Origin of the sequence: Bifidobacterium samirii (genome assembly GCF_003952945.1) — a bacterium.
Classification (GTDB): Bacteria; Actinomycetota; Actinomycetes; order Actinomycetales; family Bifidobacteriaceae; genus Bifidobacterium; species Bifidobacterium samirii.
Window position 1 is genome coordinate 25861 of sequence record NZ_QXGK01000010.1, and the last position, 25845, is coordinate 51705.

Below are 25845 nucleotides of genomic sequence, written 5' to 3' on the forward strand. Positions count from 1 at the left end.
CCATGGCTTGAACTTCTTCACCACAGCCCCCGTGTCAAGGCCCCGAGTGTAGCACCCCCCTTGACTTCGCACGGCGGCATGGCCGCGGCGCCTCCTGCACACGCCGTTCAGCGGTGCTTGAAGAAGCGGAACAGCTGCGATTCGCGGATCGTCAGCCCCGCCAGCACGGCGGCGACGAGCGCGCCGGCGGCCAGCGCGGCGGGCGTGCGCGCGGCCGCGGCGAACACGGTCCACGGATCGGACCGGGAGACGCGCACGCAGTAGGCGGCCAGCAGCGAGCACGAGCACAGCGCGCCCAGTCCGGCCCATACGCCCGTCTCGAGCGCGATGCCGAGCAGCTGCGCACCCTTGGACTGTCCCGAATGCAGGGCGCCGGCGTATTCGAGCCGGCGTCGGCGCACCGAGACGACGCCGAGCGCGAGTCCGACGGCGAGCGCCGCGTACGGCATCCATCGGGTCATGCGGTTCAGGTAGCCGGTCTGCGCGTCGTAGTGCGAGTCGAAGCCCTTGTTGACGGCCGTCACGCCGGCCGGGTCGGACGCGCCGCCCGAGGCGATGACAGTCGAGTAGAGCAGCTGGTCGACGGTGTCGTCGGCCGGCCAGCGTTTCGCCCAGCATTCGGAGAACGGTTCGGCGGAAGCGGATACGGGGATGAGCAGCGCGTACACGAACCGGGTGTCGCGCCCGTCGTTGGGCCAGTCGAACACGCCGGCCACGTCGACGGGGCCGTCGGTGGTCTCCATGCGGCCGCCGGCGGCCAGGCCGAAGTCGTCGGCGACTTCGGTGGACACCCATACGCCGGATGCGTCGCGGCGCGCGTCCGGGTCGGTGGCGGTGAGGATCGACAGCATGCCGGGGGTCACCTCGTACGAGGAGATGTCCTTGCCGGGCGTGGATGCGGGCGTGACCTGCGGGCCGGTGCGCATCGCCCCGGATGCGGCGGGCGCACCGTCGCCCTGCATGGACAGCCGGTCGCATACGTCGCCGTCGATCATGGCGTCGGCGCCGAGGATGGATTTCGTGTCGGCGTACGCGCCGATGCGCGTGACCGCCTCGTTCTCCAGGGCGATGACGTTCGTCGCCTCGTAGCCGCCCAGCAGCGTGCCGGCGAGCAGCACGGCCACCATCATCGCGACGGCGTGCGCGGTGCCGTGCGCGATGTTGCGCGCGCACTCCGACAGGATCGACGTGAGTCTCATGCGGCCTCCCCTTCCCGTAAGTCCGTTGCGTCTTCCGTGTCCGGCCGCGCGTCGTCGCGCGTGCCGGCGGGCGCGTAGTCGGCCAGGTCGATGACGCGGCCGCACGCGTCGCGCGTGTCCGGGTCGTGGGTGGCGACGAGCACGATCATGCCCTGTCCGGCGAGGTTGCCCAGAACGTGGCTGACCGAGCGTGCGGTGCGCGTGTCGAGTTGGGCGGTCGGCTCGTCGACGAGCAGCATGTCGGGGCGGGAGCAGACCGCGCGGGCGAGCATGAGCCGCTGCGCCTCGCCGCCGGACAGGTCGGCGAAGCGGCGGTCGGCGGCGTAGCCGAGGTCGAACAGGTCCATCGCGGCCAGGGCCTCGGGTTCGGCGTCGCGCCGGCGCATGCCCTTGGCGAGCAGCGGGAAGACGACGTGGTCGAGCGCGCTGCGGTCGGCCACCCCGTACGGGTTCTGGAACACCCATCCGATGCGTCCGATGCCGACGCGTTCGACGCTGCCGCGGTACGGTCTCTCCCATCCGGCGAGGATCGACAGCAGCGTCGACTTGCCGCAGCCGCTGGGTCCGCATACGGCGACGGTCTGCCCGGGTTCGACGGTGAAGTCGAGGTGTTCGAACAGCAGGTCGGTGCCGGGGAACCGGTGGGCCAGGTCGTGCGCGACGACCGCGCGACGGCCGGCGTCGGCGTCCGTGCCGGCCATCATCGGCAGCTTTCGTTCGCGATGCGGCTGCCGATCGCCACCCGGGTGACGGCCGCCGGGTCGATGCCGTCGGGTTGGACGAGGCTGGCGCCCAGTTCGGATCCGACGATCGTCACCTTGACCACGTCGGGCGTGTCGGACTGTCCGTCGACGGCGATGCAGCCGCTCATGCCGTCGACGCCGAACACGGCGGCGGCCGGCACGCGCAGGACCTGCACGGATGCAGTCAGGACGAGCGACGCACTGATGCCGGCGGCGAGCATCGCCTCGTCCATCATCCGGTAGTCGTCGGTGGCGGCCACCTGCTCGCAGAACGCGGCGTCGTCGATAGCGGTCTGTCCGGCCGGCAGCGTGGTGGTCTGGCCGAGCACGCTGATGGTGCGGTCCTGGTCGGAGGGCTTCCCGTTCTTGATCGTCAGGCGGGTGAGGGTGCCGGGCACCTGGCCGACCGCGGTGCCGGCGCTGACGGCGGTGCCTTCGACCGCCGTCCACGAGCCGACGCGCACGGTTGCGGCGGGGATCCACAGGATGTCGGCGAGCGAGAGCGTGCCGTCGGACGTGTTGCCGTTGTCGTTCATCAGCTGGCGCAGCCCGTCGGACGTGGACCACCAGAACGTGTCCGATCCGGGTGCGGAGTTGTAGCCGAGGCGGTTGAGCTCGTCGTTGAGGGCGAGCACGTCGTCGCCGCTGTCGCCGGTCTTGAGGTCCCGGTAGAGCGGGGTCGCGGTGTTGAGCGCCACGACGACGCGGTCGTTGACCTTCATCGCGCCCCTGCCGGAGGTCAGTCCGCCGGACGACCAGTCGCCGGTGACGGTGCCGGTGGCGTTGCCGATCAGGTCGCGGGTGGCGGAGATGGTGGGCGTGAGCGTCACCTGCTGCGATCCGGAGTATTCCTGGGTGTTGACGGGCGCGCTGCGCGCCTCGTCGCCGGCCGACAGCAGTGCGGGCGCCCGGTCGGGCATCCACAGCGCGCATGCGCCGATGGTCAGCGCCACCGCGGTCAGCACCGCCAGCAGCGTCCATGACAGCGCGGCCCTCCCCCGGTAGCCTCCGGTCCGTCCTCGTTTCGCCGTTCCCCTGTTCCGTGACATCGTCGTCACTCCCCCTTCGTGGATGGTGCCGCCGGCGCCCGGCGGCTCCGTCCCATGGTCCCACGATTCGCCGTGCAACACCAACGCCGCGCATGTGCGTGTCGCGTATGCCGGACGGCCCGACCGACATCATTGACGGCATGCCAGCGACTACCGCAGGTCGCCCTCCAGATACGGTTCGACGAATGCGAGATTGCTGCCGCGTTCCAGCGAATGGAAATCCTGCATCGCATACCGCCAGGAGTCTGCCCACGTCGCCGGATCACCGTGTATGCGCCGCAGGGATTCAAGGGTTTTCGAGAACAGGGCCGGATCCCGTACGAATCGGTCCGCCAGTCTGATGGCGCCGCTTTGCTTCTGCCGTTCGTCCAGATTGTCGAGTCTGCCGCGGAACGCATGTTCGAGGTTGCGGCTGACGTAGAACAGACGGTAGGGAACCATAAGTTCCGTACGCCCCATCTTCTTTCGGAATCCATCGACGTTCAGCAGGGCGTCCACGCCGTTGCGATTGACCGTCCGGTCGGCGATCAGCGCATCTCGGTTCTTCGTGACGATGTCGGTCGTCGAATATCGGGTGCCTTCCGCCGATGAATCCTCCCGTACGCAGTCGTCGGACACGAACGCCCCATCCAGATCGCAGATCTGGATGATGTGGCCGAGCTGGTTCCATGTGCGATCGTGGTCCCTGAGATAGCACTCCACGAGTTCGCGCACCGTTTGTGCCGGTTTGTCCGAGGGATAGAAGCCGTTGCGCCGGTGGAACTCCTCGCGGTGGTTCGGCGCGGTCAACACGTCGCAGTGGAATTCCTGCCCTTGGAACACGCGGCTTTCGACCAACGCCGAGAACGCCGGCACGAGCAGGCTGGCGTCGCTCGCGCCTTCCACGACGAGCAGGACGATCTTGCGTTTAGCCACGGCCCGCCTCCGTCACGTCGGCGTTGAGTGCGGCCAGATCGGCGTCGATGTCCGTATCGTCATCATCGTCGGGATGGCCGGCGGCATAGAGACTGTTGCCGAACATGCGCGGGGTCGGCGAATCGTAGATGTCCGGCCCGTTCCAGCCGAGTTCGCTGGCAGACAGGTACCGTTTGCGCTGGTTGTTGGTGGAGGATTGGCGCGGCACGGTCGCGAACCGGTTGTCTGGATCGGTCACCGTCGTGCGGATGCAGCTGTTCGGCAGCACCTCCAACGCCCGCAGGTTGTGGGCGGTGAACACCAGTTGTCCCGCGCATCCGTCCGCCAGCTGGTACAGCATGTCGCCGAGCAGCAGTTCGAACACGCCGGAGTCGAATTCGTCCACGGCGACCAGCGCGTTCTCGTCGTTGTACGCGTGCTTGAGGTAGCCGAGCAGCGCGGTGACGCGTATGATGCCCTCGCTCTCGCAGCGGAATGGCACCGTGACGTCACTGCGGCGGGAGAACAGCTCTGCGGTGACCCGGTCCTCGCCGTCCCGGCCGGAGGGCGCGGTTCCGGTCTTCAGCAGGACATGCAGGCCGGGGACGATGGTCGGCAGGATGCGGTCGAAGGATGCCACGGTCCGGCCGAGTCGCTCCGCCTGACCGGGCGTCAGCGGTTTAGGTTGCAGCAGGTCGAACAGGAACTCCGTGTTACGGCCCGTAGGATTCTCCTCCATGATGGGGATGTATGCATATGCGGCGTAGGAACCTCTTCTGGTCGTGGATACGAAGATGTCGTTGGTCGCGTACCCGCACAGCGCTTCGCGCAGTCGCACGAACTCGCCGAAACGTTCGTTGATGTATGCCATCGACCTGGAGGACACGCCCTTGGCTTCTCGCATGCGGGCCACCGTCCAGTCGATCAGGAACTCGGCTTCCGGCCGTTCGTCGAGCGTGGCGCATCGGGAGAACAGGAAGGACCGTCCTTCCATGTATGCCCGGTCCGCGGTACGCGAGACGACGGCCTTCACCGGAGCGATCGACTCGATGGAACGCCACACATAGGCCGGGGTAGACACGAACCCGACTTCGGCATCATCCATCCGGTGCCCCATCACCTCCCTCCCCAGGCGCGAGGGATCGTCGCCGATGCGGACCGATTCGGCGACGACGCGCGCCCGGGTCGAATCGGGAGCCGTCTTGCGCACGGACACCCGGTACTCGAGGTATCGGAGAGCCCGCTCCTCCTCGTCAGCGCCACGCTTCTGCACCTCGTCGATAAGGAACGTCGCCGTCATCGTGGCCACCCCTGTACTGGCGTTGACGACGTCACCGGCGTTCTCCGGCAGCATCGCGCCGGAGAGCAGCGCCCGCAGCATGCCGATCGCATCGATGACGGTGGTCTTGCCCGACCCGTTCTGACCGTATATGCCCGTCACACTGCCGCCTGCGGGCAGATCATCGAAATCCAGAACGCCGTGCGATATGTTCCTCATGTCGTCCAGAACCAGTCTTTTCAAACGAATCATCGCATCGCCATTCTCTAAAATATAAAATAATCTATTTTTTATAGAAATACGCAATCATTATACAACACAAGTTCATTCAAGCGACCGGAGTTGCGCGACATTGAGCAACACATGACAATCCGCCGTCAGCATGTCAAAAACACTGCGGTCCGCCTTCCCGACTCGGGGAAGGCGGACCGCGGTGCCGCTCCGGGCGGGAGCGGCGCTACAGGTCAGCGGTCAGCGGAACCGCGGACGGCCTACTTGCCGAGCTTGACGAGCAGCAGGGCCTCGGTGATCACGTTGTTCTTCAGACCGGACAGCGAGATCGACTCGTTGGGGCTGTGCGCGTTGGCCTTCGGATCCTCCGGGCCGGTGACGAGCACCTGCGCGTCGGGGAAGATGCGCTGCAGTTCGGGGATGAACGGGATGGAGCCGCCCTCGCCCTTGTTGATCGGGGCGACGCCGAACGCCTCCTCCATCGCCTCGAGCGCGTCCTTGGTGGCCTCGGCGGTCGGGTCCATTGCCCAGCCCATGCCGTTCTCGCCCGGTTCGACGGTCACTTCGGCGCCGAACGGCGCGTGGGCGACGAGGAAGTCGGCCATCGCCCGCTGCGCCTCCTCGGGACGCTGGCTCGGCGCGGTGCGCAGGGACAGGCGGAAGCGCGCGGACGGGGCGATCACGTTGAACGAGCCTTCGACCGGCTGCGCGTCGAAGCCGATGACGGTGACGCTCGGCTTGGTCCACAGGCGCGACGCGATCGAACCGGTGCCGGCGAGACGGTACGAGTCGAGGATGCCCGCGTCGGCGCGCACGCTCGCCTCGTCGAGGTCGCGCTGCAGGCCGCCGACCGGCTCCTGGGCGGCCACGCCCGGCACCGCCAGATCGCCGTTCGCGTCGTACATGGAGGCGATGAGCATCGCGGCGAGCGTGTTCGCGTCGAGGATCGGGCCGCCGTACTGGCCGGAGTGGACCGGATGCTCGAGGGCGCGCACGGTCACGTCGAGCGTGGTGTTGCCGCGCAGCGACGTGGTCAGGGACGGGATGTCGGCGGACCAGTTGCCCGAGTCGGCCACAATGATCACGTCGGAGTCGAATTCGTCGCGATGCTCCTCGATGAACGGGATGAAGCTGGGCGAGCCCATCTCCTCCTCGCCTTCGATGAAGATCTTGATGTTGACGTTCAGCTCGTCGCCGAGCGCCTTGAGCGCGCCGGAGTGGATGATGAGGCCGCCGCCGTCGTCCGCGGCGCCGCGGCCGTACAGGCGGTCGCCGACCTCGGTGGCGACGAACGGGTCGGTGTCCCATTCGGCCGGATCCGGCACGGGCTGCACGTCGTGGTGCGCGTACAGGAGCACGGTCGGCGCCTGCGGGTCGACGATCCTGGAGCCGATGACCTCCCACGCGCCGGGCGTGCCATCGGGGTTGTGCGCCTGGGCGACGCGCGCGTCGATGCCGACCTCGCGCATCTCGGCGGCGACGAATTCGGCGGACGCCTTCATATGGTCGGCGGTGATGCCGTCGGCGGAGATCGACTTGAGCGCGATCTTGCGGGTCAGGATGTCGATGAGACGGTTCCAGTCGCCTTCGACGCGGGCGCGGATCCCATCGGCGTTGGTCTGGGCCATGATGCTCCTTTACGTGCGGTTGGTGATGCTCCAGCCATTGTACCGGCCCCGGAGAGCCTTCCGAGGGTCTATGCGTGGCCGTACGCTGGGCTGACATGACATGGAATCCGTTCAGCAAAGACAAGGACAAGGCCCAGGAGCCGGTCGAGGCCGCCGCTCCCGGTCAGTCCAAGGGCAAGGGACGCCCGACCCCGAAGATGAAGCAGGCGCAGAACCAGAACCTGCGCCCGCTCGTGCCGGCCGACCGCAAGGCCAGCGCCAAGGCCGCCAAGGCCCGCATCCGAGCCCGCGAGGACGCCGAGTACGAGGCGATGCAGACCGGCGACATCAACCACATGCCCAAGTCGGAGCGTCTGCCGTGGCGCATCTACATACGCGACTACGTGGACGCCCGCTTCAGCCTGGGCGAGGTGTTCCTGCCGGTCGCGTTCGCGATGCTCATCGTGTCAATGGTGATCACGTCGATCAACCCGGCCCTGTCGGTGCCGATCATGATCGTGCTGTACCTGTACTTCTTCGCCGTGATCATCGACGTGGTGCTCATGTGGCGCAAGCTCAAGAAGCTGCTGATCGCCAAGTTCGGCGAGGCGTCGGTGGCCCGCGGCTCGCGCTCCTGCTCGTACGCGTGGAGCCGTTCCATCCAGATGCGCCGCTGGCGTCTGCCCAAGCCGCGTCATCCCAAGCGCGGCCACTGGCCCGAGTGATCCGATAGTCAAGGCTCCCGTCCGGGGGCCTTTTCTCGTTGCCGCGATCGTCCGGGTCGCGGCGTCCGATGCTCCCGCCCTTCCCCTCCGGATTCCGGAACCGTTCCCGTTCCGCCCATTCCCGTTCCGCCCGTTCCCGTTCCGCCCGTTCCACACCGCAAAGGAGCCGTGATGAACCAGTCCGCAGCCCATGCCATCCCCCACGACCCGCCGGCATCCCCGACCGCCGGAGCGCCCGTCGTCCATGACGTCGCCGTCGTCGGCGCCGGGCCGGGCGGCTACGCCACCGCCCTGCGCGCCGCCGAACTCGGCCTCGACGTCGTGCTCGTCGAACGCGACGCGACGCTGGGCGGCACCTGCCTGAACCGCGGGTGCATCCCTTCCAAGGCGCTGATCGGCGCCACGCACGCGGTCGAGACGGTGCGCGACGCGGCAGCCGTCGGCGTCAGGGCGAGCGTCGAGGGCATCGACTTCGCCGCGTTGGGCGAGCATCGCCGCCGCACCGTCGCCACGATGACCGACGGGCTCGCCTCGCTCGTCGCCGCCCGCGGCATCGACGTGCGCCGCGGCGAGGTCGTCGCGATCGACCGCCTCGACATGGGCGGCGATGCCGCTGCTGCGGCCGCCGACGCCCGGACGTTCCGTCTCGCGATCGCCGACACGTCCGGCGCTGCCGTCGAAACCGCCGCCGGTGCCGACGCTTCCGACGACGATCCCGCCGCCGGCGCGCGCACGCACGTCCTCGCCCGGCATGTCGTCGTCGCCACCGGGTCGCAGCCGCGGCCGATGCCCGGCCACCCGTTCGGCGGACCGGTCATCGACTCGACGCAGGCGCTGGAACTCGACCGATTCCCCGACAGCGCCGTCATCGTCGGCGCGGGCGCGATCGCGCTCGAATTCGCCTCCATGTGGAACGCGGCCGGCACGCACGTCACGCTGCTCATCCGCAAGGACCGCGTCCTGTCCGGCTGGGACCGGCGCGCCGGTATGACGCTCACCCGCGAGCTCAGGCGCCGCGGCGTCGACGTCGTCACCCGGTCCGCGGTCGCCGGCATCGATATCGCCGACGACGGGCATGCGACCGTGCGCTACACGCGCGACGGCGGCGACGAGACGGCCGTCGACGCGCAGGTCGTGCTCGCCGCCATCGGCCGCGAGCCGGCCACCGACGCCGACTGGTTCGACCGGGCCGGCATCGCGCGCGACGCGGTCGGCCACGTCGTGGCCGACCCGCTCGGCCGCACGTCGGCCGACGGGATCTACGCCGTCGGCGACGTCACCGCCGGCCATGCGCTCGCCCACCGCGCGTTCGCGCAGGGCATCGTCGTGGCCGAATCGATCGCCGGACTCGACCCCGAGCCGGTCGACGAGGATACGGTCCCCTCGATCGTGTTCTCCACGCCCGAGGCGGCGGCCGTCGGCCTGACCGCCGAGCAGGCGCGCGCACGCGGCGGCTATGCCGACGTCGCCGAAACCGCCTATCCGATGCGCTCCAACGCGCGCATGATGATGGCCGGCGCGGCGGGATCGCTCACGCTCGTCACCGGCCGCATCGTCGACGCAGGCCCGGCCGACGGCACGCCGGACGCGGCGCGGCCGGACGCCGCCGCCGACGACGCGACGGAACGGACCGGCGAACCGGTCGTGCTCGGCGCGACCGTCGTCGCCCCCGGCGCGTCCGACCTCATCGCCGAACTCCAGCAGATCGTCGGCAACCGCATCCCCCTGTCGCGGGCCGCCCGGCTCGTCCACCCGCACCCCACCTTCGCCGAAACGGTCGGCGAGGCGCTGCTCAAGGCCGACGGACGTCCGCTGCACACGCGCTGAACGCGTGCGGCGACCGCGCCAACTGGTAGAGTACGGACATAGTGTGTCCATCCCGCAAGAAGAGGAGTCTCATGGCCGACAAGGATGAGAAGAAGCCGAAGAAGTCCAAGAAGAAGAACAGCACCATCAAGCAGATCATCCAGATCTACAAGTACACCGCCGCCGACGACAAGGCGCTGCCCGCGCTGCTCGCGGTCGCCGGTCTGGCCCCGGTGGTCCTGTTCGTCATCCTCGGCCTGATGTTCCACTGGACGTGGCTGACCTGGATCATGCTGATGATCACCGCGATCATGCTCGGCGCGCTGCTGGCGACGATGATGCTCACCAACCGCGCCGACAAGGTCGGCTACGCCAAGCTCGAGGGCCGCCCCGGCGCCGCCGTCAGCGTGCTGGGCAACATCAGCAAGGCCGGCTTCACCTTCCCGCAGCAGCCCGTGTGGATCGACCCGCGCACCAAGGACGCCATCTGGCGCGGCACCGGCTACAACGGCATCTACCTGCTGGGCGAGGGCGACAAGGATCGTCTCAAGCGCCCGATGGAGCGTCAGGAGCAGAGCATCAAGGGCGTGACCGCCGGCTCGAAGATCCCCGTCTACCGCATCTACGTGGGCACCGGCGAAGGCCAGGTGCGCCTCAAGGACCTGCGCCGCACGCTGCTCAAGCAGAAGGCGTACCAGCCGAAGTCCGAGCCGACCGGCTGGTGGGACAAGATGTGGTACAAGATCCGCCCGAACACCCGCTTCATGCTCACCCAGACCGAGCTGGCCACCCTCAACAAGCGCCTCGACACGCTGCAGTCCAAGGCCGGCTACGGCATCCCCAAGGGCATCGACCCGAACCGCCCGCAGCGCATGAGCCGCCGGGCGATGCGCGGCCGCTGACCGTCGCCCATCCGATCCCGCCGCCGCACGACGGCGGGATTTTCGCATGACGGACGAAAAACCGTCCGTCGAAACATGTTCGTAACCGAAACGACGAGCCGGCGAAACGCCGGCATCTAGACTAAAGCCTGTACGTTACTTCACGAAAGGAGCGGTCCCGTGACTGCACTGGCAACCAAGGCCGACGCCGAGGCCCTGATCAACAAGGAAGGCATCGAGTATGTCTCCGTCCGTTTCACCGACCTGATCGGCGTGCAGCAGCACTTCAACGTCCCGGCGAGCGAGTTCCTCAAGGACGCCTTCACCGACGGCATGGCCTTCGACGGCTCCTCCATGGAGGGCTTCCAGGCCATCAACGAGTCCGACATGAAGCTGATCCCGGACGTCGAGACCGCCTACATCGACCCGTTCCGCAAGCACAAGACCCTCAACGTGGCCTTCTCCATCGTCGACCCGCTCACCGACGAGCCGTACTCGCGCGACCCGCGCCAGGTGGCCGCCAAGGCCGAGGCCTACCTGAAGTCCACCGGTCTGGCCGACACCGCGTCCTTCGCCCCGGAGGCCGAGTTCTTCATCTTCGACAAGGTCCGCTACGAGAACTCGATGCAGCGTTCCTTCTACGAGGTCGACTCGATCGAGGCGCCGTGGAACACCGGCGTCGACGTCGAGGACGACGGCACCCCGAACATCGGCTTCAAGAACCGCGTCAAGCGCGGCTACTTCCCGGTCCCGCCGGTCGACCACACGCAGGATCTGCGCGACGACATGGTCGCCAACCTGCAGAAGGTAGGCCTGATCCTGGAGCGCGCCCACCACGAGGTCGGCGCCGCGGGCCAGCAGGAGATCAACTACCGCTTCAACTCGCTGCAGCACGCCGGCGACGACCTGATGAAGTACAAGTACGTGGTGCATGAGACCGCCGCGCTGGCCGGCAAGGCCGCGACCTTCATGCCCAAGCCGATGGCGGGCGACAACGGCACCGGCATGCACTGCCACCAGTCGCTGTGGAAGGACGGCAAGCCGCTGTTCTACGACGAGCGCAACTACGCCGGTCTGTCCGACATGGCCCGCTGGTACATCGGCGGCCTGATCAAGCACTCCTCCGCCGTGCTGGCCTTCACCAACCCGTCGCTGAACTCCTACCACCGTCTGGTGCCGGGCTACGAGGCGCCGGTCAACCTGGTGTACTCGGCCCGCAACCGCTCCGCCGCGATCCGCATCCCGCTGGCGGGCACCTCGCCGGCCGCCAAGCGCATCGAGTTCCGCGCCCCGGATCCGTCGTGCAACCCGTTCCTCGCCTTCTCCGCCCAGCTCATGGCCGGCCTTGACGGCATCCTCAACCACATCGAGCCGCCGGCGCCGGTCGACAAGGACCTGTACGAGCTGCCCCCGGAGGAGCATGCGGGCATCAAGCAGGTGCCGGCCTCGCTCGCCGAGGCGATGGACGCCCTCGAGGAGGACCACGACTTCCTGACCGCCGGCGACGTGTTCACCGACGACCTGATCGAGACGTGGCTCGACCTCAAGCGCGGCGAGATCGAGATGGCCCGTCTGGCCCCGACCCCGCTGGAGTACGAGCTGTACTTCCACATCTGAGTCTTATGGCTCGGAAACGTTGAAATGACGCCATTCTGATTCCAGCGGGAGTTGAATGGGAGTCATTTGGCGTAGACAAAGACCTTGTGAAACCAAGTTTCACAAGGTCTTTTTTTCATTTACTGGCGTGACGCACCGGCCCCCCATCGGCGCCACTCCGGGAGCGCGACAAGCCCTATGGGTCGAAATCCGCCTAAGGACTCGCGTCGCAGCCGCTCGATCGAAGCAGGGGAATCCCCTAGCGAGTGGCCCGTTCCATGCCGTCGGCGAATCGGTTCAGACGCAGTCTGCGCAGATGATCCAGTTCCTCGGCCATGGTGCGTGGCGGATTGTCCTTGCTGGATACGACGGCGTTCATCGCCTCCACCACACCATCTTGGTCGCGCTCGAGCATCACACTCAGGAACTCGTCCGGGTGCACGGCCTCCACCGCGTAGCGTTCAAGCTTCTGCGGCGGGAAATCCTTGAGATTGTAGGTGACGATATAATCGGCATCCGCGGCCAGGGCGGCGGCGAGTACGTGCCGGTCGTCCGGGTCCGGCAGATCGAGCGCCGGTTCGAGATGGCTCCAGCCGTAGATGCAATGAGTGGGGTTCATCGGCCTGATGAACGACAGGAGGCGATCCGCCTGTTCCGGAGTGCGTCCGCGTCTCTCGATGAGCGCGCGACGCGCCTCCTCCAGAATCCGTCCGGACCACACGACGTCGATCACCTGCCGTTCGTCCAAGGTGAGCATGATGTCAAGCAGCCAGACCGCGGGGAAGATATTGGCGTCAAGCAGAACGACGGGTTTCGTCACGGCATCGCCTTTCGCTCACTGGTCGAAATCGGCGACGTAGGCCGCATCGTCTTCATCGTACAGGCCCATCTCCGAGGCCGCGCGGCGCATCGAAGCCAGCGACCGCTCCATCCGTTCGCGTTCCCGATGCTGGTAGTCCATCACATCGGCCACATCCACCATGCGGCGCCCGGTGGCGCCATTGCGGGTGAACGGCAGCCTGCCGGAATCGAGGATGCGGGCCACCGTGCGTGCCGAGCAGTTCAACAGCTTCGCCGCCTCGCCGGTCGTGACCATACGGCGACGTCCCATCACACCGAACGCCGCGTTCAACGCCGCCTCGTACGCCTCGGCGCTCAGCTCCACGACATCACCGGCCGCGCCGACGAGCGCACGATCGCCACGCGGAATCGTCGTCCCATCAACATGAGGCATGTCAAGTACTGCAGTCATGATTCCTCCTTATGTCGTCACCATTCTACCAATTTCTGACAAAACGGACAATAGTCAGAATTGACTTGTCGAGTCGCATCGTATACGCGCGATGGGTCCATACGCCCCGCATGTCCGCCGGAGTTCCCCTATCATGGAAGCAGGTGGCGAAGGCGCCGCGGATTCATATGGGGGAATGGAGGTTCCCGATGATCGTCTGGTTCATCATCCTGGAATTGCTGCTGATCGGAATGGGGCTGTTCGCGCTGCTCCGCCCGACCGACATGTGGCGGTTGGAGCACTTCCTCTCCGTGCGCGGCGGAGAACCCACTGACTTCTACCTGTTCATGACCCGCCTCGGAGGAGGGTTCTCGCTGGCCGCCGCAGTCGCGCTCCCCATCTTCCTCGTCCTGAACGGCTTCTTCAGCGAGCCGGGCGTCTGGTGGTAGGACGCCGCATACGGTCGGATATGGTTGCGCCCCGGTGAACCACCGGGGCGCAACCATATCCGGACGATCCGTACGGCGCGGTGGCCCGCCGGTCAGGCCATGAGCCGCTCGGCCAGCGAACGGAACGCCTGGCCCATCGCGTCGTCGCGCAGCGTGCCGTCGGCGTTGAGGACGGCCGGGCGGCCGGATTCGCCGGTCTCGCGGAACTCGGGTTCGAGCGGCAGCTGGGCCATGAGCGGCACGTCGTGTCCGAGCGCGGCGGTCAGCTGTTCGGACACGCGCGCGCCGCCGCCGGCGCCGAAGATCTCCAGTCGTTCGCCCTTGTGCTCGTACCAGCTCATGTTCTCGACCACGCCGCGCACGCGCATCGGCACCTGCAGGGCCACGAGTCCGGAGCGCACGGCCACGTCGGACGCGCTCGGCTGAGGCGTGGTGACGACGACGAGTTCGGCGTTGGGCAGCGCCTGGGCGACCGAGATCGCCATGTCTCCGGTGCCGGGCGCCAGGTCGAGCAGAAGCACGTCGGGCGTGCCCCACCAGATGTCGGAGAGGAACTGTTCGAGCGAGCGCTGCAGTCGCGGCCCGCGCCACAGGATCGCACGGTCGGCGCCGGCGAACATGCCGATCGAGATGAGCTTGACGCCCCACGCGGTGACCGGCATGAGCATGCCGTCGAGGTTGGTGGGCTGCGTGGTCACGCCGAACAGGCCGGGCAGGGAGAAGCCGTAGATGTCGGCGTCGATGGCGGCCGTGTCGTAGCCGAGCGCGGCGAACGTGGCGGCGAGGTTCGCCGTGACCGACGACTTGCCGACGCCGCCCTTGCCGGAGGCGATCGCGAAGATGCGGGTCTTGACGCCCGGCTTGCTGAACGGGTTCTGCCGGCGTTCGGCCTTGAGTCCGGCAACGAGGTCGGCGAGCTTGTCGCGGCTCATCGAAGAAACCTCGATGTGCGGGGTGAGCGCGGCGCCCGGATAGGATGCGACGGCGCCGTTGATCTGGTTGGTGATGGTCTGCGACAGCGGGCAGCCTTCGACGGTGAGTTCGACGCGGATGTCCACGTCGTAGCCGCCTTCGGAGGCGGGATGCGCGTCGATGGCGGCGATCATGCCGAGTTCGGTGACGGAGCGGCCCAGCTCGGGGTCGATGACGTGGCTGAGCCGCTCGTAGATGTCCGCTTCGATCTGTCGGATGTCGGGTCGGATGTCGGTCATTTCGTCCTCCTTAATGCGCGTACCACACTAGCGTGAAGTGCGCCGGCATGCCAGAGGCGTCGGCGGACGGCCGTCGGAAGGTCAGTCGTCCACGCCCGGCTCGCCGTCCGTCTCCCCGTCCGCGCCGCCGCCTGCGGGGACGGCGTCGCCGGTCTCCAGCAGCGTCACGAATCCGGCCTCGTCGAGGACGGGGATACCCAGTTCGGCGGCCTTGTCGGCCTTGGATCCGGCGTTGGCGCCGACGACGACCCAGTCGGTCTTGCGGCTCACCGAGCCGGCCGCCTTGCCGCCGCGTTCGATGATCGCCTCCTTGGCGGAGTCGCGTGAGAATCCTTCCAGCGAGCCGGTGACGACGACCGTGCGTCCGGCGAGCGTCTGCGGCAGCGTGCTCACCTGCGCCTGGCCGACGCCGACGCCGGCGGCCCGCCAGGCGGCCAGCACGTCGCCGCGCCAGTCGCCCGGTTCGCGCGACGCGGCGAACCAGCCGGCCACGGATTCGGCGATCTCGGGGCCGATGCCGTCGATCGCGGACAGCTCCTCGACGCTCGCCGCGCCGATCGCGTCGAGCGATCCGAACGCGCCGGCGATGAGGCGCGCGGTGGGCGGGCCGAGCCGGCGGATCGACAGGGCGACGAGCACACGCCACAGGTCGGCGTGGCGCGCCTTGTCCATTTCGTCGAGCATCTTGCGCGTGTTCTCGCCGGGGCGGATGATGACCGGCACGTCGGCGACGCCGGCGCGTCCCGTCCTATGGTCGACGCGCACGACGGCCGCGTCGGCGGGCACGTCGTAGCCGGGGTATGCGCCGTCGGCGTCCGCCTTGCGTTTCGCCGCGGCCGGCGTGGTCCAGAACGCGGGCACCTGATGCCACAGTCCGGAGCCGCCGATGCGCTTGCGCACCTTCCGGCGCCGCCCGTTCTCGCCGACCGTCTCGTGGACTTCGATGATGGGCGCCTCGCGCCACACGCGCACGTCCTTGAGGTCGTCGGCGGTCAGGGAGAACAGGCCGGCCTCGCTCGACAGGACCGGCGTCTGCACGGCGGGCAGTTCCAGCCCGACCGGCGGCTCGTATTCGTCGGGTTCCTCGCCGGGGCCGACGACGATCTCGGTCAGGCCGGGCGCGTACGTGGCGGCCGTGTCGGGGCGGTTCTCCTCCGGGTTGGTCAGGGCGACGGCCGACTGGTCGCCCAGATGCTCGATATCGAACGCCTTGCGCGAGGCGAGGTTGATGATGCGTTCGGTCAGCTGCGCCGGGCAGCTTTCGACGTTGGGGCAGCGGATGTCCTTGTCGCCCTCCTTGGCGGGAGCGAGCGCCGCGCCGCACGACGGGCAGGCGGTCGGCATGACGAACTCGCGCAGCTCGCCTTCGCGGCCCTTGCGGCGTTCGAGGACGGGGCCGACGAGTTCGGGGATCACGTCGCCGGCCTTGCGCACGACGACCGTGTCGCCGATGAGCACGCCCTTGCGTGCCACGTCGGACGGGTTGTGCAGCGTGGTGCGGGCTACGGTCGATCCGGCGACGTGCACGGGCCGCAGGATCGCGACGGGGGTGACGCGCCCGGTGCGGCCGACCTGCACGGTGATGTCGAGCAGTTCGGTGTTAACCTCCTCGGGCGGGTACTTGTAGGCAACGGCCCAGCGCGGCGCGCGCGACGTGGCGCCGAGCGTGCGCTGCAAGGTCAGGTCGTCGACCTTGACGACGATGCCGTCGAGCGCGTGTTCGATGTCGCCGCGGTGTTCGCCGTAGTGGTCGATCATGTCGAGGATGCCGGCGAACGAGTCGACGGTGCGGTTGTGCGGGGAGACGGGGATGCCCCACGTCTCGTACAGCCGGTACGCGTCGGACTGGTCCGAGATCTCCCGGTGCGCGGAGGCGGCCGCCCCGCTCCCCCAGTCGAGCGTGCCGATGCCGTGCGCGTAGAAGCTCAGCCGGCGGGTGGCGGTGATGCGCGGGTCCTTCTGCCGCAGCGAGCCGGCGGCGGCGTTACGCGGGTTGGCGAAGGGGGCGCGGCCGGCGTCCTCCTGTTCGTCGTTGAGGGCGGCGAAGTCGTCCCAGCGCATGAACACCTCGCCGCGGATCTCGACGAATTCGGGGATGTCCTCGACGGGGCCGGACAGGTTGGCGGGGATGGAGGCGATGGTGCGCACGTTGAGGGTGATGTCCTCGCCGGTGACGCCGTCGCCGCGCGTCAGCCCCTGTTCGAGCACGCCGTTGCGGTAGATGAGGTTCAGGGCCAGACCGTCGATCTTGACCTCGCAGCTCATCGGCAGGGGGCGGCCTTCGGGCCAGTCGAGGTCGCGCAGCACGGAGTCGTGCCAGTCGCGCAGCTCGTCGATGGAGAACACGTCGTCGAGGCTCATCATGCGCGACGGATGACGGACGGACGCGAAGTCGTTGGAGAACGTGCCGCCGACGCGCCGGGTGGGCGACTGCGGCGAGTCGAGCGTCGGGAACGACGCCTCGAGCCGCTGCAGGCAGCGCAGGCGCGCGTCGTAGGCGGCGTCGGAGGAGACGGGCGCGTCGTCGATGTAGTAGGCGATCTGGTCGGATTCGACCCATGCGGCGACCTTCGCCCACAGGCGGACCGCGTCGTCGGCGCCCATCGCCGCCACGTCGAGCCGGTCGAGGCGCATCGCGTCGGCGTCGTCGGCCTGGAGGGCCGCGATCCACGCCGCCGAGCCGGGCGTCGCCGCGGCGATGCCGGTGTCGGCGACGGGCGCGGGTGCGGCCGCTCCCCCGGCGGCCGGACGACCGTCCGGAGCGTCGGATGGACCGTCCGCGGCGGCGGCACCGTCAGAATCATCGCCTACCGCGGCCGTGCCGGACGACCCGTCCCCGCCGGTCATGCCGGCCGCGTCGAACAGGTCGAAATCCCATGCCAGTTGTTCGTTCACCTCGTCACCTTCCATGTCGGCTTGCACCGTATCGGCGCATGCGCGCGTCGTCGCATGCGTGGCGCGTCCGATGCGCCGCCCCGGCCCGCGCCGTGCCGGGGCGGGCGTCGTCACGCGTTGAGGGATCGCAGGAACTGCGCCTGGATCACGTCGATGCCGTCGCTGTCGTCGTCGGCCATGCGCGCGCAGGCGACCGACAGGGTGCGGGCCGGCACGAACATGCCCGCGTCGACGCTCGCCCGGGCCGCCTCGCGCATGATCGAGGCGACTTCGGTGGCGGGCCAGACGGGCAGGCCGCGCGAGGCGAGCAGCGCCTTGGCCTGGTCGACGTCGTCGGGCAGGGGGATGCACTGCGATTCGGCGCGGGCGACGAGCTCGCGCAGCTCGCCCTCCAGCGCGCCGATCTGGCCGGGGCTGATGTGCTCGCTCATCAGATAGCCGGCGGCGGCCTCGTCGAAGCGGTCGTGCATCCACGCGCAGTAGGCGAACCGGTAGTACGCGAACGCGGCGTCGTCGCGGTCGAGGGCGACGCGCAGCGCGTTGAGGCAGGCGGCGCGCGCCGAATCCCAGTCCTCCAGACGCGCCAGCTGCACGGCGAGCTTGAGATGCGACAGCGGGTAGGCGGGCGCGTAGGAGACCATCGCGTTCAGATGCGGCAGCGCGGCGCGCGGGCCCTTGATCTGCGCGAGCAGGTCGGCGGCCTCCATATGCGTGTAGAACAGGTCGTCGGGAATGAGCACGGTGCGCTCCCCCGACGTGGCGAACAGCCGGTTGTACACGACGCGCTCCGCGTACGAGTTGAAGTAGCGGGGCACGCCCGGTTCGGCCGCGTACATGCGGTCGATCCGTTCGAGCTCGTTCTCCAGCGTCTCGATGGCGCGTTCGAGCTGTCCGGCGAAGAACTGCTCGTGGGCGCGGTCGCGTTCGCGGCCCAGGTCGTCGTTGAGGGTGAATCGGAAGTCGGGCGTGTCCTCGCCGTCGATCAGGGCGCTCGTGACCTGTGGGGCGAGCGCGGTCAGCTCCGGGTCGCCGATGCGTTCGATGAGCCGCATCGCCTCGCGCGCCTTGCCGGCCGTGCCGATCGTATGGTCGGCGGCGAGCCGGTGGAATTCGGCCACGCCGTGCTGCAGCAGGTCGGCGCGCTGGATCGACAGGCCGGCCGCGTCGGCGGCGCCCAGCACGCGCGCCACGCCCGGCCGGAACACCGTGTCGGACAGTTCCGGCTCCTCTTGGGCGCCGGTGGGCGCGAAGCGGCCGTCGCTGAGCGCGAACGCGGGTTCGGTCTCGGCGAGCGCCCCGTGCTCGTCGAACGCGAGGACCGCGTCGAACAGGCGGAACGTGTCGGCCGGGTGGAGCAGACCGTCCTCGTAGAGGCGTTCGAGGAACTCGTCGCGGGTGAACGTGACGGTCGCCATCGTGCGCACGGTCGGGTCGGCGCGCAGCGCGCTGAGCGGGTCGGACGGGTCGACGGGCATCGGGCCGTCGAATCCCGGCGCGCCCGCCATGCCGGAGCCGTCGGACGGACCGGCCGGCGCATCGGGGTCGTCCTGTCCGGGGAAGGCGTCCGGCGAGGTGAAGAGCGTCTCGTCGAAGTCGATGCCGCGCATCAGATCCTCGAAACGGCGGTCCACGCTGGCGTCCTCATCGGCGACGGAACCGACGTCCGCGGCGTCTCCGGAGTCGCCGTCGACCGGCGGCATGCCGTCGACGATCCCGTCCGCCGGCGGGATCGACGCGGCGGGCGCGTCGTCCGTATCATCGACGCCGGTCAGGGCGGACGCGTCGGAGGGCGAGGCCGGACCGAACGGTTCGGCCGGGGTGACGGCCGGTTCGACGACGCCGCGCGGGGCGAGCGCCGGATCGCCGTGGTGGTCGCCGTCCTTCGGGTCCGCCTTGCCGCCGGTCACGCCGGTCTCGCGCAGCAGCGTGCGCTCGAACCGGCGCAGCGTCTGGCCCATCATGTCGGAGATGGCGCTGTCCTGCGCGGCGGCGGCCTCTTCGAGGCCCAGCGAGTCGACGTGCACCGAGATGCGCTTGACGCGGCGGTTCGCGCCGAACATCATCGCCGCGATCATCAGGCCGACGCGCAGGTTGTAGTCGGCGCTCATCGCCGCGCGCGCATCCTCGTCGAGCGGCGTCCACGCGTGGCGTTCGTCGTCGTAGAGGGTCGACGGCATCATCGAGGGGCCGGCGACCGTGTAGCCGACGGCGGCCTCGCCGGACGCGAGGTCGGAACGGAACTCCACGTCGAAGCGGTACGGCAGGCGCAGGCGGCGCAGGAGCCGTGCCACGGTCTGGCGGTACAGCCATTCCGAATCGCCCGGATCGTGCCCTTCGGGCGGCGGGACCGGGTCGGGATTGCGCTCGGCGATACGCTGGAATTCGGCCTGCGCCTCGTCGACGAGCCGCATGACCGCATGCCAGCCGTCGCCGTCGAAGTCTGTGCCGGTCGTGTCGGCGGCGCCGTCGTCGGCGGCCGGATCGCCGGGCTTGAGCGCGTTGAGCGCCGGATCCTCCAGCAGCATCCGGTCGATGCGGGCCGCCTCGGCGCGCGTGACCGTGTCCTCGATGGGGCCGACGCCCAGCCGCGCGTTGCGTTCCAGCCAGGCGCTGACCGCGGCGAATCGGTTGAGGTTCGCCTCGATGCGCAGCGACTGGAGCGCCGCGGGGAACTGCAGTCCCGAATCCCAGGTGAAGAAGTAATTGCCCGAATACGACGACGTGTACAGGTGCAATGGTTCGGCGCCGTGCACCGCCTCGAGGCCGGCGGCCGGCTCCAGCGCCTTCGCCTCGTGCATGAGGTCCGCGAAATGATCCTCCAGGCCGGAGGCGCGCAGGCCGTGGGCGCGCGCGTCGAGCGTGTCGCGCAGGGAGCGGCGGATCGCGCCGATCGGCGCCTCACGGTTGAGACGGCGGAAGATGTTGCCCGAGCCGAAGCCGATGAGCAGGCCCTTCATCTGCGGCAGCATGTACGCGGTGAAGAACGCGACGGCGATCGCGTCGCGGTATCCGAGGTCGTGGCGCAGCGCGTCGGGCAGCGGCTGACGCACCTGTTCGAGCGTGTAGCGGTTGCCGGTCTTGAGCCAAGAGGCGAGCCACATCATGCGGCCGGAGTCGTCGCGGCCCACGATGCCGCCGTGGAACACGTCGAGCATGCGCACGGGGGCGTCGGGGTCCGCCTTATGGCCGAAGCGCGGGCCGTCGGGCAGGCGCAGGCGTCCCTCCTTGCCGAACATGAACTGGGCGCGCTTGCCCTGCACGTCCATCTCCGGGTCGGAGCCGACGAACACGCGGCCCTTGTCGTCGGCGAGCGCGATCTGGGCGAAATGGTCGCGCGACGTGAACGCGCCGAGCGCCAGCACGCTGCCGCGGCGGACCGGCAGCTGCGCCCAGCCGAGCCGCAGCCCGTCGGGCACGCCCTCCAGACCGTCGAAGACGCGGCGCTTGACCAGCGGGCCGAGCACGATCGCATGCTCGTGCAGCGACTTGACCATGTCGCCGTCGGGCGCGTTCAGCGACGCGGAGAACGGGTCGGTCGACGGCACGGTGACGGACGTCCGGCCCGCGCCGAACCGGGCGTTGACGGAGCGCACCAGCCTTCCGATCGCGGCCGACACGCTGCGGCCATGATTGCCTTGGTGTGATGCGTGAGAAAACATGCCCCATATTGTTTCAACGCAACCCGACATGGAGGCCCGATTGACGCCCTCGGAGTAATCGCGGCGCGGCGGCGTCCGGCGCGGTCCCGATACAATGTTGCCGTGTCATCTTCGCTTTCCCGCCGCATCATCCGCCCGCGCACGCTGGCCGCCGCCTGCATGGCCCTGCTGGCCGTCCTCGCGGTCGAATGCGCCGTGTTCAACCTGCCGTTCTGGTCGACGCTGTCGGCGAGCACCGATTCGTCGGCCGCGACCAACGCGATGGGCGCCGGTCTCGTGCGCGACGACGACGGCATGCTGCGCGTCGTCGACCCGACCGCCGCGTATCTGGACCTGACCGCCGACGGCACGTCCGACTACGTGCGCGTCGACGTCGCCGCGACCGACGACGCGACCGACACGGCCGACACGACCGACCTGCTGCGCACCTTCCATCTGCGCTTCGACCTCGACGGCGCCGCCGGCGACGTGCGGCCGGTGTGCGTCAACGCGCCGCGCTCCCGCTATGCGAGGACGGGCCGTGCCACGTCGATCCGCGTATGGGTGCAGGAGCCGGCCGGATCGCGCCTGCCGCTCGCCGCCGTGCGCGCCAACGCGAAGGTGCCGTTCTTGTGGAGCTGGGCGCGCGTGGCGCTGCTGTCGGCCGTGGTGGCGCTGTGCGTGGCGTGGCGGCCCGGATCGCGCCTGTGGCGCACCCGGCTCGACCCCGCCGACCGCGCCCAGCGGCGGGCGCTCGCCGCGACGCTGGGCGCGCTGGGCGTCGCCGTCCTGGCGACCGCCGGCTGGTCGATCGCCGTCATGGGGCCGCTCACCTTCCATGACGAGGGCTGGTACACGTACGATTTCGACCAGTACGCGCATGTGGCCGACGCGCTGCTGCACGGCCGCGTCTGGCTCGACCTGCCGGTCTCCGACGCGCTCGCCGCCGCGCAGTCCCCCTACGACGTGGACGTGCGCGCCTCGCTGCTCGCCTCCGGCGACGGCCCGCTCTACTGGGACTACGCCTACCATGACGGCCACTGGTACTCGTATTTCGGCGTGCTGCCGGCCGTGCTCCTCTACCTGCCGTATCAGGCGCTCACCGGCCGCATGCTGCCGACCGGCGCGGCCGTGCCGATCCTCATGTTCATGTTCACCGTGGCCGCCTGCCTGCTCATCGTGCGGCTGCTGCACCGTTTCGCCCCGTCCGTCTCGCTCGCCGCCGCGTCGATGGCGGTCGTGGGCTTCCTGATCGGCGCGAACGCCTGCTACCTGTGGTTCCGCACCAACTTCTACTCGGTGCCGATCGCCGCCTCGCTCGCGTTCACCTGTCTGGGACTGTGGTTCTGGCTCGGCGCGCTGCCGCAGGCGGCCGACGACACCGCCACCGGTCGCCACAGGCCCGACGGCAGAGTCGCCGGCCGCCCCCATGGCGAGGCCAATCGCGCTCATGCCGCCGTCGGCGCAGCCGCCGATGCCGGCACCGCACGTCGCCGCCGCCACCGCGACGCGGCCACCGGACTGTCGCTGCCGCATCTGGCGGCGGGCGGCGCGTGCATCGCCGCGAACTTCGGCTGCCGTCCCACGTTCTGTCTGGCCGCGCTGCTCGCGTTCCCGCTGTTCTGGACGCAGATCGCGCGTCTCGCCGCCGGACTGCGCGCCCGACTGTTCGGCGTGCGCGAGGCGCTGCGCGCGCCGCTGGCCATCGTGCTGCCGGCGCTCGTCGTGGTCGCCCCGCTCATGGCGTACAACGCGGCCCGGTTCGGCTCGCCCCTCGACTTCGGCAGCGTCTATCAGATGACCATCACCGACATGGTGAACTACCGTCTGCCGTCCGTGGACGTGCCGTTCGTCGTGTTCTATTACCTGTTCGCGCCGTTGCGCTTCGCCGGCGACTTCCCCGCCCTCGCATTGCAGCCCACGCCGCTGCCCGAGTGGGCGTTCACCGAGCCGGTGGTCGGCGGCCTGTTCGCCCTGTGTCCGATGGCGCTGCTCGCGTTCCTCCTGCCGTGCATGCGCACGCGCCTGTCCGCCGCGTACCGGCGCACGCTGACCGTCGCGCTGGTTCTGGCGCTCGTCCTGGTCGTCGTCGATTCGTTCGCCGGCGGTCTGGGATGGCGGTACATGGCCGATTTCGGCTGGCTGTTCTCGCTGGCGTGCCTGCCGGCGTTCGTCCGGCTCGCCGACGGCACTGCCGCCTTCGACCCGCCGGTGCGCGAGGATTCGCTCGCCGAACCGTCGTACCGCAGGACGCCGGCCCATCGGTATCTGCTGCGGCTCGCCGTGATGCTGCTGATGATGGCGATGCTCGCGGTCGCGCTGATGTCGTGCTTCGTGCGAGGCCGTTCCGATTCGCTGTCGGCCAACAATCCGGCGCTGTTCCACGAGGTGCGCTCCTGGTTCGCGCTGCTGGGCATCGGCTGACGGCCGGCTGGGCGCCTTTTCCAGCGGGCGTCCAGCCAACGCTCCAATGACGTTCCGGCTCCGCTCCGGAAACGTCCCGGCCCCGTCCCGGCGACGCCTTGCGGAAGTTCCGGTTTCTCCAAGGATGGGCGTATACCCATGGATGGGTATCGTCCATCATGCAGACTTCCGGGGTTCACCATGCAATCATTGCGATCGTTTCCGCATCGTCGCGCCGTCGTGCGCGCCGTCGGCGCCCTGTGCGCGCTGACCGTCGTCGTCGCGCTGGGACTGTGCGCGACGACCGGCGGGGCGTCGTCGGTCCGCGCCGCGCGCATCGCACGACTCAACGCGCGCATCGCCGACATCTACACCGACGACTATCAGCAGGCGGCGCACGACGCGCTCGTCGCCGAACGCGACGCCAGGGAGCACGGCGTCGACGACATCTTCGTCAAGGACAACCCGTACGGCACCAACACCACATCGCTGTACGTGTACTTCACGTCACGCTACGGATCGAACGTCACCTACACGGTGTCGGCCGACGGCTACCCCGACTTCACGCAGCAGGCGTACCAGGGCGACGAGGACTATCCCACCGAACACGAGTTCCTCGTCCTCGGCCTCGTCCCCGGCGTGACCAACACGATCACGTTCACCCTCACCGACGACAACGGACTCGACCTCACGTACGCCATCGAACACGACGGCCCGACGCTGCTGGGCACCGAGGAGACGCGGCTCGAACAGACCGTCGCCCCCGACGACGGCACCGATCTGGGCGACGGCCTGTATGCGGTCATGGGCAATGACAGCGACGACCAGGACTTCCTCTACTACTACGACACGGACGGCGTGCTGCGCGGCGAGATCCCGCTCAAATACTACCGGGCGCACCGGCTCCTCTTCTCCGACGGGCTCATGTGGTTCTCCGCGTCCACGCACACCATGGTCGGCATGGACCGGCTCGGCCGCCTCGAGAAGATCTACGACCTGTCCGACGACTACATCCTCCACCACGACTACGCGCTCGACGCCGACGGCAACATCGTGCTGCTCGCCACCCAGCTGGGACGCGACGACCACGCCGTGCAGGACCAGGTCGTCAAACTCGACACCGACACCGGCGAGACCACGCCGCTGCTCGACTTCGGCGAGCTGCTGGCCGACTACAAGCAGACGACCACGCACGCCGGCATCGACGAGTCAGACCCGAGCGCGACCGACCGCTGGGACTGGCTGCACTGCAACACCATCCAGCTGGTGGACGACGGGTCGGCCATATTCTCCGCGCGCGAGACGTCCACCATCATCAAGATCGACGACCTGGAAGGCGAGCCGAAGCTCGACTGGATGATCGGCGAGCCGAGCGTGTGGGACGGCAGCGGCTACGAGGACTCGTTCCTCGCCAAGGACGGCGACTTCGGCGACACCGGCGGCCAGCACTCCATCACCGTCGTCCAGGACGACTCGCTGCCCGACGGCCAGTACTACCTGTACATGTTCGACAACAACTACGGGTACGCGTCCACCCGGCCCGACTTCGACTGGAGCGTCGTCGACGGGATCGAGACCGAAGGCCTGACCGGCAACGACGACGCGCGATCCCAGTACCGCCGCTACCTCGTCGACGAGAACGCGCGCACGTACCGCGAGACCGACCAGTTCGACGTGCCGTTCTCCCCCTATGTGAGCTCCGCGCAGGAGCTCGACGACGGGCACATCCTCATCGACACCGGCCAGCAGGGCCTGTTCGGCGTGTACGACACGGACGGCACGCTGCTCGCGCAGTACCGGATGAAGCTCGCCACAAGCTACGTGTACCGCGTGTACCAGTACGGGTTCAAGGGCTTCTACTTCGCCTGACGTCCGGGTGCCTCGCCCCGAGTGAAAGAGGGGCGGCAATTCCACTCCCGAATCTCCCGCCGCATCAGCCCCTCACCGCCGCGACACGCCCGAATTGGTCACACAGAACCAGGGTTGTCTCTCCAAAACCCGGTGTTTC

The 25845-nt window shown here is 68.9% G+C and carries 18 protein-coding genes; 7 read left to right on the forward strand and 11 right to left on the reverse strand.

What is annotated here, in order from left to right; genetic code table 11:
* Nucleotides 1-107: 107 nt before the first annotated feature.
* The 6 genes from D2E24_RS05995 to D2E24_RS06020 form a co-directional block, all read right to left on the reverse strand.
* A complete protein-coding gene (locus D2E24_RS05995; RefSeq protein WP_125968418.1) occupies nt 108-1199 on the reverse strand; it encodes a hypothetical protein in 1092 nt (363 codons plus the stop codon).
* Nucleotides 1196-1903, reverse strand: a complete 708-nt coding sequence (locus tag D2E24_RS06000) for an ABC transporter ATP-binding protein (protein WP_125968419.1) — start codon at nt 1901-1903, stop codon at nt 1196-1198. Before D2E24_RS06000 ends, D2E24_RS05995 begins: the two co-directional genes overlap by 4 nt.
* On the reverse strand, nt 1900-2991 hold the full coding sequence (locus D2E24_RS06005) for a hypothetical protein (RefSeq protein ID WP_125968420.1): 1092 nt from the start codon (nt 2989-2991) through the stop codon (nt 1900-1902). Before D2E24_RS06005 ends, D2E24_RS06000 begins: the two co-directional genes overlap by 4 nt.
* 150 nt (nt 2992-3141) lie before the next feature.
* On the reverse strand, nt 3142-3876 hold the full coding sequence (locus D2E24_RS06010) for a hypothetical protein (protein WP_241222885.1): 735 nt from the start codon (nt 3874-3876) through the stop codon (nt 3142-3144).
* A gap of 22 nt (nt 3877-3898) precedes the next feature.
* The gene (locus D2E24_RS06015; RefSeq protein WP_125968422.1) at nt 3899-5416 is read right to left on the reverse strand and encodes an AAA family ATPase; all 1518 of its coding nucleotides are present in this window, start codon (nt 5414-5416) and stop codon (nt 3899-3901) included.
* 239 nt (nt 5417-5655) lie between these two features.
* Nucleotides 5656-7023 (reverse strand): dipeptidase, encoded by a 1368-nt coding sequence (locus D2E24_RS06020; protein WP_125968423.1) that lies wholly within the window; start codon nt 7021-7023, stop codon nt 5656-5658.
* Between the two features lie 95 nt (nt 7024-7118).
* Here D2E24_RS06020 and D2E24_RS06025 point away from each other — a divergent pair, with 95 nt between their 5' ends.
* The 4 genes from D2E24_RS06025 to glnA all read left to right on the forward strand — a co-directional run bounded on the left by D2E24_RS06025 (nt 7119) and on the right by glnA (nt 12031).
* Nucleotides 7119-7727, forward strand: a complete 609-nt coding sequence (locus D2E24_RS06025) for a DUF3043 domain-containing protein (RefSeq protein ID WP_125968424.1) — start codon at nt 7119-7121, stop codon at nt 7725-7727.
* A 171-nt stretch (nt 7728-7898) separates the two neighbouring features.
* Complete coding sequence (locus D2E24_RS06030; protein WP_125968425.1) at nt 7899-9554, forward strand: dihydrolipoyl dehydrogenase family protein; 1656 nt, start codon at nt 7899-7901, stop codon at nt 9552-9554.
* 71 nt (nt 9555-9625) lie between these two features.
* Complete coding sequence (locus tag D2E24_RS06035) at nt 9626-10435, forward strand: DUF4191 domain-containing protein (RefSeq protein ID WP_125968426.1); 810 nt, start codon at nt 9626-9628, stop codon at nt 10433-10435.
* A 159-nt stretch (nt 10436-10594) separates the two neighbouring features.
* Nucleotides 10595-12031 carry a type I glutamate--ammonia ligase gene (gene glnA, locus D2E24_RS06040; RefSeq protein WP_125968427.1) on the forward strand — a complete coding sequence of 479 codons (1437 nt, stop codon included), beginning with the start codon at nt 10595-10597 and terminating at the stop codon, nt 12029-12031.
* A gap of 238 nt (nt 12032-12269) precedes the next feature.
* Here glnA and D2E24_RS06045 read toward each other — a convergent pair whose 3' ends face one another.
* Entirely contained in the window at nt 12270-12830 is a 561-nt protein-coding gene (locus D2E24_RS06045) for a PIN domain-containing protein (protein WP_125968428.1), read from the reverse strand.
* 15 nt (nt 12831-12845) lie between these two features.
* On the reverse strand, nt 12846-13262 hold the full coding sequence (locus D2E24_RS06050) for a helix-turn-helix domain-containing protein (RefSeq protein WP_125968429.1): 417 nt from the start codon (nt 13260-13262) through the stop codon (nt 12846-12848).
* Nucleotides 13263-13450: 188 nt separating this feature from the next.
* Between D2E24_RS06050 and D2E24_RS06055 the strand changes: the two genes are divergently transcribed.
* Nucleotides 13451-13690 (forward strand): DUF6199 family natural product biosynthesis protein, encoded by a 240-nt coding sequence (locus D2E24_RS06055; RefSeq protein WP_125968430.1) that lies wholly within the window; start codon nt 13451-13453, stop codon nt 13688-13690.
* Between the two features lie 92 nt (nt 13691-13782).
* Here D2E24_RS06055 and D2E24_RS06060 read toward each other — a convergent pair whose 3' ends face one another.
* The 3 genes from D2E24_RS06060 to D2E24_RS06070 form a co-directional block, all read right to left on the reverse strand.
* Nucleotides 13783-14901: an Mrp/NBP35 family ATP-binding protein gene (locus tag D2E24_RS06060; RefSeq protein ID WP_125968431.1), complete on the reverse strand. Its 1119-nt coding sequence runs from the start codon at nt 14899-14901 to the stop codon at nt 13783-13785.
* A gap of 81 nt (nt 14902-14982) precedes the next feature.
* Entirely contained in the window at nt 14983-17811 is a 2829-nt protein-coding gene (gene ligA, locus D2E24_RS06065; protein WP_420897483.1) for an NAD-dependent DNA ligase LigA, read from the reverse strand.
* A gap of 95 nt (nt 17812-17906) precedes the next feature.
* Nucleotides 17907-21455 (reverse strand): collagen-like domain-containing protein, encoded by a 3549-nt coding sequence (locus D2E24_RS06070; protein ID WP_125968432.1) that lies wholly within the window; start codon nt 21453-21455, stop codon nt 17907-17909.
* Nucleotides 21456-21614: 159 nt separating this feature from the next.
* Between D2E24_RS06070 and D2E24_RS06075 the strand changes: the two genes are divergently transcribed.
* The gene (locus D2E24_RS06075) at nt 21615-23858 is read left to right on the forward strand and encodes a glycosyltransferase (protein ID WP_125968460.1); all 2244 of its coding nucleotides are present in this window, start codon (nt 21615-21617) and stop codon (nt 23856-23858) included.
* A gap of 180 nt (nt 23859-24038) precedes the next feature.
* Nucleotides 24039-25706, forward strand: a complete 1668-nt coding sequence (locus D2E24_RS06080; protein WP_125968433.1) for an aryl-sulfate sulfotransferase — start codon at nt 24039-24041, stop codon at nt 25704-25706.
* Nucleotides 25707-25845 lie beyond the last annotated feature (139 nt).

What these genes read in the sequence shown, in the direction of transcription:
- D2E24_RS06015 (WP_125968422.1), bottom strand. Translation starts at nt 5,416, where the DNA reads ATGATTCGTTTGAAAAGACTGGTTCTGGACGACATGAGGAACATATCG.
- D2E24_RS05995 (WP_125968418.1), bottom strand. Translation starts at nt 1,199, where the DNA reads ATGAGACTCACGTCGATCCTGTCGGAGTGCGCGCGCAACATCGCGCAC.
- D2E24_RS06020 (WP_125968423.1), bottom strand. Translation starts at nt 7,023, where the DNA reads ATGGCCCAGACCAACGCCGATGGGATCCGCGCCCGCGTCGAAGGCGAC.
- D2E24_RS06035 (WP_125968426.1), top strand. Translation starts at nt 9,626, where the DNA reads ATGGCCGACAAGGATGAGAAGAAGCCGAAGAAGTCCAAGAAGAAGAAC.
- D2E24_RS06005 (WP_125968420.1), bottom strand. Translation starts at nt 2,991, where the DNA reads ATGTCACGGAACAGGGGAACGGCGAAACGAGGACGGACCGGAGGCTAC.
- D2E24_RS06055 (WP_125968430.1), top strand. Translation starts at nt 13,451, where the DNA reads ATGATCGTCTGGTTCATCATCCTGGAATTGCTGCTGATCGGAATGGGG.
- D2E24_RS06025 (WP_125968424.1), top strand. Translation starts at nt 7,119, where the DNA reads ATGACATGGAATCCGTTCAGCAAAGACAAGGACAAGGCCCAGGAGCCG.
- D2E24_RS06030 (WP_125968425.1), top strand. Translation starts at nt 7,899, where the DNA reads ATGAACCAGTCCGCAGCCCATGCCATCCCCCACGACCCGCCGGCATCC.
- D2E24_RS06075 (WP_125968460.1), top strand. Translation starts at nt 21,615, where the DNA reads ATGGCCCTGCTGGCCGTCCTCGCGGTCGAATGCGCCGTGTTCAACCTG.
- D2E24_RS06080 (WP_125968433.1), top strand. Translation starts at nt 24,039, where the DNA reads ATGCAATCATTGCGATCGTTTCCGCATCGTCGCGCCGTCGTGCGCGCC.
- D2E24_RS06060 (WP_125968431.1), bottom strand. Translation starts at nt 14,901, where the DNA reads ATGACCGACATCCGACCCGACATCCGACAGATCGAAGCGGACATCTAC.
- D2E24_RS06070 (WP_125968432.1), bottom strand. Translation starts at nt 21,455, where the DNA reads ATGTTTTCTCACGCATCACACCAAGGCAATCATGGCCGCAGCGTGTCG.
- ligA (WP_420897483.1), bottom strand. Translation starts at nt 17,811, where the DNA reads ATGGAAGGTGACGAGGTGAACGAACAACTGGCATGGGATTTCGACCTG.
- D2E24_RS06000 (WP_125968419.1), bottom strand. Translation starts at nt 1,903, where the DNA reads ATGATGGCCGGCACGGACGCCGACGCCGGCCGTCGCGCGGTCGTCGCG.
- D2E24_RS06050 (WP_125968429.1), bottom strand. Translation starts at nt 13,262, where the DNA reads ATGACTGCAGTACTTGACATGCCTCATGTTGATGGGACGACGATTCCG.